This is a genomic window from Streptomyces bicolor, assembly GCF_000719285.1.
Taxonomy (GTDB): Bacteria; Actinomycetota; Actinomycetes; order Streptomycetales; family Streptomycetaceae; genus Streptomyces; species Streptomyces bicolor.
Window position 1 is genome coordinate 1 of sequence record NZ_JOFS01000076.1, and the last position, 7813, is coordinate 7813.

Here is a 7813-nt window from a genome sequence, read left to right on the forward strand (position 1 = left end):
CGAGCGTGGGGGAGGAGCCACGTGGGCGGTTCGGCAACGCAGCGAGCGTGCGTGCCAGGCGTCGCCGGGCAGGCGGGAATTTGACGACAGGGCCTAGGGCACCCGCTGCCCCTTCCCCAGCGCGATCACCCCGTCCTTGGACACGGTGTACAGGTCGGCGTCCCGCTCCGGATTGACGCCGATCGTCGCGCCCGGGGGCACCTCGACGTTCTTGTCGAGCACGGCGCCGCGTACGACCGCGCCCCGCCCGATGCGCACGTTGTCATGCAGCACCGCACCCTGCACCACGGCGCCCGGGTCGACCACCACGCCCGGCGAGAGCACGGACCGCGTGACCTGGCCGCGGATCAGGCACCCGGCGCTGATGATGGACTCACTGGCCATGCCGCCCGCGTTGAAGCGGGCCGGGGAGAGCTGGTTGGAGTGGGTGTAGATGGGCCAGCTGCGGTTGTAGAGGTTGAAGGCGGGGCGCTCGGCGATCAGGTCCATGTGCGCCTCGTAGTACGCGTCCAGGGTGCCCACGTCCCGCCAGTAACCCCGGTCACGGTTGGTCTCGCCGGGGACGTGGTTGGCGCTGAAGTCGTACAGCTGGGCTTCGCCCCGGTCGGTGAGCTGGGGCAGGATCGAACCGCCCATGTCGTGCACGGAGTTCACGTCCTCGGCGTCCCGATGGAGCGCCTCGATGAGGGCCTTGGTGGTGAAGATGTAGTTGCCCATGGAGGCGAACACGGTCTCCGGGTCGTCGGGGAGACCGGGCGGGTCGGCGGGCTTCTCCAGGAAGCGCTCCACCGTCAGGCCGTCCGAGCCGGGGCTGATCACGCCGAAGGACGACGATTCGGCGCGCGGCACCCGTATGCCCGCCACCGTCACGCCCGCCCCGCCCTCGATGTGCTGAGTGAGCATCTGACGCGGATCCATGCGGTACACGTGGTCGGCACCGAACACCGCGACGTACTCGGGGCGTTCGTCGTAGATCAGGTTAAGGGACTGGAGGATCGCGTCCGCGCTGCCGAGGTACCAGCGGGGGCCGAGCCGCTGCTGGGCCGGGACCGGGGTGATGTAGTTGCCCAGCAGGCTGGACATGCGCCAGGTCGTGGTGATGTGCCGGTCCAGCGAGTGCGACTTGTACTGCGTGAGGACGCAGATGCGCAGGATGTCGGCGTTGACGAGGTTGGACAGGACGAAGTCGACCAGTCGATACGTTCCTCCGAAGGTGACCGCTGGTTTCGCGCGGTCCGCGGTCAGGGGCATCAGGCGTTTGCCTTCTCCGCCCGCGAGTACGATTCCGAGCACCGAAGGTCCGCCACGACGCATGGCCGCTCCCCTCACCGTGGTTGCTCCCAGCCTGCCCCTGTGCGGCGCGCGCTAAGCTTGTTTGAGGATCTCCCCGTAGAGCCGGACCGTGCGCCGCGCCACCGCGTCCCAGCCGAACTCCCCCACGGCGCGCTCCCGTCCGGCCTCGCCCATCCGGCGGGCGGAGTCGGGGTCGCCGATCACCGAGTCCAGCGCCCGCGCGAGCCCTGCCTCGAAGGCCTCGACGTCGTCGTCCAGCGGGACGAGCAGGCCCGTCTTGCCGTCGTCGACGACCTCCGGAATGCCGCCGACCTGCGAGGCCACGACGGGAGTGCCGCAGGCCATCGCCTCCAGGTTGACGATGCCGAGGGGTTCGTAAACCGAGGGGCAGACGAACACGGCGGCATGGGTCAGGAGTTGGATCACTTCCGGGCGCGGCAGCATCTGTGGGATCCAGTGGACGCCCTCGCGGACCCGGCTCAGCTCCTGGTAGAGGTCGCGGAACTCCCGGTCGATCTCAGGGGTGTCGGGCGCGCCCGCGCACAGCACGACCTGCACGGCCGGGTCGATGTGCCGTACCGCGCGCAGCAGATGGGGCACGCCTTTCTGGCGGGTGATGCGGCCGACGAACAGCACGTACGGGCGGTCGGCGTCGAGGCCGAAGCGCGCCAGGGCGTCGGTGCGGTGGTCGGGCCGGTAGAGGCTGGTGTCGATGCCGTTGTGCACGACGTGGACCCGCTCCGGGTCCAGCGCCGGATAGCAGCCGAGGATGTCCTCGCGCATGGCGCCGGACACGGCGATCACCGCGTCGGCGGCCTCGATCGCGGTGCGCTCCGCCCAGCTGGACAGGGCGTATCCGCCGCCCAGTTGCTCGGCCTTCCAGGGGCGCAGCGGCTCCAGGGAGTGGGCGGTCATCACATGCGGGATGCCGTACAGGAGCTTGCCGAGGTGGCCGGCGAGGTTGGCGTACCAGGTGTGGGAGTGGACGAGTTCGCGCCCTTCCAGGCCGGCGGCCATGGCGAGGTCCACGGAGAAGGTGCGCAGCGCGTCGTTGGAGGTGTCGAGCGCGGACCAGGGGCGGTGGCGCAGCACGCCCACCGCGCGGCCCTCGCCCCAGCAGTGCACCTCGAGGTCGACGAGGTCCCTCAACTCCCGGGCGAGGAATTCGACATGGACGCCCGCGCCGCCGTACACGTCCGGCGGGTACTCCCGGGTCAGCAGTCCCACTCGCACCCGGAACCCCCTGTTCTCAGCGGCTGGTTGCCCTTTCATGGTCACCCAGATGGGGCGCGTGGGGAAGAGCGCGGGGCTCGTGTGAAGCAACAGTCACCGCACACACCACCGCCGGGCACCCGGTAGTAGAGGCAGCAGCTGCGGCGACGGAACGCGGTTTCGGTGAGGGTGCCGGTGCCGGCGAGGAGTGGGTGGGTGAAGAGTTCGGTGGTCAGGGCGCGGCCCCGGGCGGCGGCGTCCGTACGGCCGTTGGCGCGCGCCCACTGGTCCAGTTGCCGGGCTGCGCCCGCGAGAGCGGATCCGGCGTTGCCCCACAGGAGGCCGGTGGCGACGCGGTACCGGGTGTGCAGCGCTGCGGTCAGGGGTGCGAGGTGGCCGTTCACGACGATCTCGGCGACGGTGTCCGGATCCCCGGGCAGCGGGCGCACCTCGGTGAGCCACAGGTCGTCGGGGGCGCTGCCGTCGGGGTCCCAGCGCAGCAGGCGCGGGTCGAGGTCGGGGACCCGGCCGTGGAGGGCGGCGCAGCCGAGCGTGACCGACCAGAGGCGGGCCGCGATCCCCTGTTGGGCCACGGAGGCGGCGATGCGCAACTCGGGGGCGCGCAGGGCGTTCGTGACTTTCCGGACGCGGAAAACCAAGGGACTCCCCTCGGGGTCCGATGCCGGTTCGCCGTACGCCTCGGCCAGGGTCGGAAGTGGCCGAAGTGCTGCCCCTGGTGCGTGTAGTACGAAGAAGCCGCCGAGCGGCCGGAGCGCTGCGAGATCGGGGTCGAGGTCCACGAAGAGCAGTAGTACCAAGGCCCGTCGGGGTTCTCACCTGGGGGTCTCCACCCGGGGTCCCCCGCCCAGAGGATGAGGCGGGCCGCCCAGTACTCCATCGGCAGTACGACACGGTCGGTGCTCTGGTACGACGACGGGAAGAACATTTCGCGGCATCGTGTTGGTTATGACAGCCGACCGTTCGCCGCGCAGGGGCCACCACCCCCGCCTCACGCAGAGGAGCAGCTCATGAGCGCCCTCGCGTTGTCCGTGCTCCTGTCGCTGATCTCCGCGGTCGCGTACGCGGGCGGGGCGATCGTGCAGGAGCGTGTCGCGGTGTCCTCGCCGGGACAGCAGTTCGCGCCGATGCGCCGGCCGGGCTGGTGGGCGGCGGTCGCGCTGAACGGCCTCGGAGGTCTGCTGCACGTCGTGGCGCTGGCCTTCGGTCCGCTGAGTCTGGTGCAGCCGCTGGGCGCGCTGACGATCGTGTTCGCGCTGCCGATGGCGGCACTGTTCGTGGGCCGCAAGGCCGGGTCGACGGCCTGGCGGGGCGCGATCATGGCGACCGTGGGTCTCGCCGGGCTGCTGTCCCTGGTCGGCTCCTCCGAGTCGCAGTCGCTGGGCACGGCGGAGCAGGCCGCGGTGGCCCTGGTGACCGGCGGCATCGTCGTGACGCTGATGGTCGCCGGCCGGGCGGCCCACCGGCATCCGGCGGTGCGCAGCATGCTGCTCGCGACCGGCTCCGGCATAGCCTTCGGCATGTCCTCGGTGTTCACGAAGATCGTCACCGTCGACTGGAACGGCGGGGTGTCGGCTGCCGACGTGCCCGCCCTGGCCACGATAGGCGCGTTCGCCACGGCCGGTCTGCTGCTGTCCCAGGCCGCCTACCGGGGCGCGGGCCTGGCGGCGCCGCTGGCCACGCTGACGGTGGTGAACCCGGTGGTGGCGGCCGCGGTCGGCATAACGATGTTCGGCGAAACCTTCCGCTACGACACCACGGGCACCGTCCTCGCCCTGGGCTGCGGTGTGGTGGCGGCGGGCGGCCTGATCCTGCTGACGACGGAGCGGATCGCGCGCACGGAGGGCGAGGCCTCGCAGGCCCGGCGCGAAACGGCGACCGAGGCCGGGCCGGCGGTGGGCGCGGAGGAGCTGCTCGCCGGGCTCCCGGAGCAGCCCGCGGCGATGGCGCGCGAGGAACTCCTCGTACCGGACCGGATCGACGGCGTCCTCATACCGGCCCAGGCTGCCGCGGAGGCGGCGTACGCAGACGCGGAGCCGCCGTACCCCGGCAGCGAGCCGCCGAACCTCTACGGCCCCTTCTACGGCGGCCCGTACGTGCCGATGCCACTCGTCGACCGGCACCGTACGCGCGTCAAATCCTGACCCCACCGGCCCGGAGATAAGCGACCGGGTCGATGTCCGCGCCGAAGCCGGGCCCCGTCCGCACCTCGAAGTGCAGATGCGGGCCCGTGCTGTTGCCCGTGGACCCCGAGCGGCCGATGCGCTGCCCGGCGCCCACCGACTGCCCCGCCTTCACGGAGATCGCCGACAGGTGGGCGTACTGGGTGTAGCGGCCGTCGGTGTGCCGGATCACCACCTGGTAGCCGAAGGAGCCCTCCCACCCGGCGCTCACGACCTGCCCGGCCCCGACGGACTTCACGGATGTGCCGGTCGGTACGGCGAAGTCGACCCCGGTGTGGTAACCCTTCGACCAGGAGGCGCCCGCCTTGCGGTACGGCGTGCCCGGGGCGGCGCTCACCGGGGCGACCAGCGCGCGGCTGCCCGTCGTGGCCTGCTCTTGGCGGTCCGGCGCGGTCTTCCCCGAGGTGGATTTGGGGGTCGACTTGGGGGTGGACGTCGTCTCGGTCGTCGCCGCGGCGGCCTTGCCGCGCAGCGCGAGCCGCTGGCCCGGCAGGATCAGGTCGGGGTCCGCTCCGATGGTCTTCCGGTTCGCCGCGTACAGCCCCCGCCAACCGCCTCTGACCTTCTGCGACTCGGCGATCCCCGAGAGGGTGTCGCCGCGGACGACCGTGTACATCTCGGCGGTGCCGGCCCGCGACTGGGGCGTGGTCTGCGGCTGGACGTCCTGGACCGAGGTCTTCTTCGTGGTGCCGGCGGGGTGGATGTCGGGCGTGTCTCCGCCCCGGGTCAGCCCGGCCCGTACCGAGCACACCGGCCAGGCGCCGGGCCCCTGCCCGTCCAGTACCTTCTCCGCCACGGCTATCTGCTGGTCCTTGGTGGCCAGATCCGCCCGGGCCGCGTACCGCGTGCCGCCGTACGCCTCCCACGTCGACTGGGCGAACTGCAGGCCGCCGTAGTAGCCGTTGCCCGTGTTGACGTGCCAGCGGCTGGTCGACTCGCACGCGGCGACCTTGTTCCAGGTGTCCACGTCGGCGGCCTGCGCTGCGCCGGTGCCGATGAGGGGGAGCGCCATTCCGGCGCCGCCCGCGGTGACGGTGAGTGAGGCGCGGTTGATCCTGTTCGGCTGGTACCGGCGGTGGCGACCGCGTGCGGCCATGACGGAGCCCCCCATTGACATGCGTCAGGAGGGGCAAAAGTAAGCGCTGCGAACAGGCCATGACAAGACGGAAATTCAGCCTCCCGTTCACGCCAAGTGGCGAGGATTCGGCGTACGTTGCCCGGTGTCCGGGACGAGGCTCGGGACGGCTGAGTGCGGCGGGGCCTTCCGTGCGTATCTGCCTGCGACATCGCGCCACCCCGGGTGTGCGGCCGGAGAACCGGCACGTCAGGATGGACGATGGGGCAATACTGGCGGGCGGGACCGGCACCGCTGATATATCGAGGTCACTAGGAGCCAACGCATGAGCACTTCGGCGCAGATCGGCGTCACGGGTCTCGCGGTCATGGGCCGCAATCTCGCCCGCAACTTCGCCCGCAACGGCTACACGGTCGCGGTGCACAACCGGACGCCGGCGCGCACGCGGGCGCTGGTGGAGGAGTTCGGGAGCGAGGGCGAGTTCATCGCGGCCGAGACCGCCAAGGAGTTCGTGGCGGCGTTGGAGCGGCCGCGGCGGCTGGTGATCATGGTGAAGGCCGGTGAGCCGACCGACTCGGTGATCCAGGAGTTCGCACCGCTGCTCGAGCCCGGCGACATGATCATCGACGGTGGCAACGCGCACTTCGCCGACACTCGGCGCCGCGAGCGCGACCTGCGTGAGCAGGGCATCCACTTCGTCGGCATGGGCGTCTCCGGCGGCGAGGAGGGCGCGCTGCTCGGCCCGAGCATCATGCCGGGCGGCCCGAAGGAGTCGTACGACTCTCTCGGCCCGATGCTGGAGAAGATCTCCGCGAAGGCGGCGGACGGGGCGCCCTGTGTGACGCACGTCGGTCCGGACGGTGCCGGGCACTTCGTGAAGATGGTGCACAACGGCATCGAGTACGCCGACATGCAGCTCATCGGCGAGGCGTACCAGCTGCTGCGCGACGTCGCCGGGTACGAGCCCGCCCAGATCGCGGAGATCTTCCGGACCTGGAACCGGGGCCGGCTGGACTCCTACCTGATCGAGATCACCGCCGAGGTGCTGTCGCACGTGGACGCGGCGACGGGCAAGCCGTTCGTGGACGTGGTGGTCGACCAGGCCGAGCAGAAGGGCACGGGCCGCTGGACCGTGCAGATCGCGCTGGACCTGGGAGTGCCGGTGTCCGGCATCGCGGAGGCGGTGTTCGCGCGGTCGCTGTCCGGGCACGCGGCGCTGCGGGAAGCCTCCCGCGGGCTGGCCGGACCGAAGGCGTCGCCGCTGAGCGAGGCGGAGGCGGGGGCGTTCGCCGACCGGGTCGAGCAGGCGCTGTACGCGTCGAAGATCGTGTCGTACACGCAGGGCTTCCATGAGATCGACGCGGCGCGCGCGGAGTACGACTGGGACATCGACCTGGGCGCGGTCTCCGCGATCTGGCGCGGCGGCTGCATCATCCGGGCGGCGTTCCTGGACCGTATCCGGGCCGCGTACGACACGCGGGCCGATCTGCCGAGCCTGCTGTCGGACGAGACGTTCGCACGGGAGATCGCGGATGCGCAGGACGACTGGCGTGAGGTGCTGATCGCGGCGACGCGGCAGGGGGTGCCGACTCCTGGGTTCGCGGCGGCGCTGGCGTACTACGACGCGTTGCGTGCGGAGCGGTTGCCTGCGGCGCTTACGCAGGGGCAGCGGGACTTCTTTGGGGCGCACACGTATCGGAAGGTGGACCAGGAGGGGTCGTTCCACACGTTGTGGGGTGGGGATCGGTCGGAGGTCTCCGCCTAGTAGCTCGGAGGGTTCGGTCGTAGCGCGGGGGTGCGGCCTGTGGGGGCCGGTCGCGTAGTTCCCCGCGCCCCTTGCGGCGTTGCGGTGGGCGGCGATTTCACGTCGCCCACCGCCTCTTCACTGCCCGCCGCGTTCCCGCCGGGGCTCAGCTCAGTGGTGGGCCCGGCTCCGGATTCGGTACGGGTTCCGGGCCCGGGGGGATCGGAGACGGGTCCGGGCCGGGGACCGGGCTGGGGCCCGGTGGTGGCGGCGGGGGTGGGGTGGGCC

The 7813-nt window shown here is 71.5% G+C and carries 6 protein-coding genes; 2 read left to right on the forward strand and 4 right to left on the reverse strand.

The features are described 5' to 3' along the window. Nucleotides 1-93: 93 nt before the first annotated feature. From glgC to IF78_RS0142500, 3 genes are read right to left on the reverse strand one after another with little or no spacing between them, the layout of a single operon-like run. On the reverse strand, nt 94-1314 hold the full coding sequence (gene glgC, locus IF78_RS0142490; protein WP_031488086.1) for a glucose-1-phosphate adenylyltransferase: 1221 nt from the start codon (nt 1312-1314) through the stop codon (nt 94-96). A 51-nt stretch (nt 1315-1365) separates the two neighbouring features. Next, nucleotides 1366-2526, reverse strand: a complete 1161-nt coding sequence (gene glgA, locus IF78_RS0142495) for a glycogen synthase (RefSeq protein WP_031488087.1) — start codon at nt 2524-2526, stop codon at nt 1366-1368. A 41-nt stretch (nt 2527-2567) separates the two neighbouring features. Further along, on the reverse strand, nt 2568-3323 hold the full coding sequence (locus IF78_RS0142500) for a (2Fe-2S)-binding protein (protein ID WP_031488088.1): 756 nt from the start codon (nt 3321-3323) through the stop codon (nt 2568-2570). 210 nt (nt 3324-3533) lie between these two features. Here IF78_RS0142500 and IF78_RS0142505 point away from each other — a divergent pair, with 210 nt between their 5' ends. Beyond that, entirely contained in the window at nt 3534-4667 is a 1134-nt protein-coding gene (locus IF78_RS0142505; RefSeq protein WP_031488089.1) for a DMT family transporter, read from the forward strand. Here IF78_RS0142505 and IF78_RS0142510 read toward each other — a convergent pair. Further along, entirely contained in the window at nt 4657-5802 is a 1146-nt protein-coding gene (locus IF78_RS0142510) for a transglycosylase family protein (RefSeq protein WP_031488090.1), read from the reverse strand. The genes IF78_RS0142505 and IF78_RS0142510 overlap by 11 nt on opposite strands. Before the next feature lie 304 nt (nt 5803-6106). Here IF78_RS0142510 and gndA point away from each other — a divergent pair, with 304 nt between their 5' ends. Continuing rightward, nucleotides 6107-7546: an NADP-dependent phosphogluconate dehydrogenase gene (gene gndA, locus IF78_RS0142515; protein WP_031488091.1), complete on the forward strand. Its 1440-nt coding sequence runs from the start codon at nt 6107-6109 to the stop codon at nt 7544-7546. Nucleotides 7547-7813: the final 267 nt, after the last annotated feature.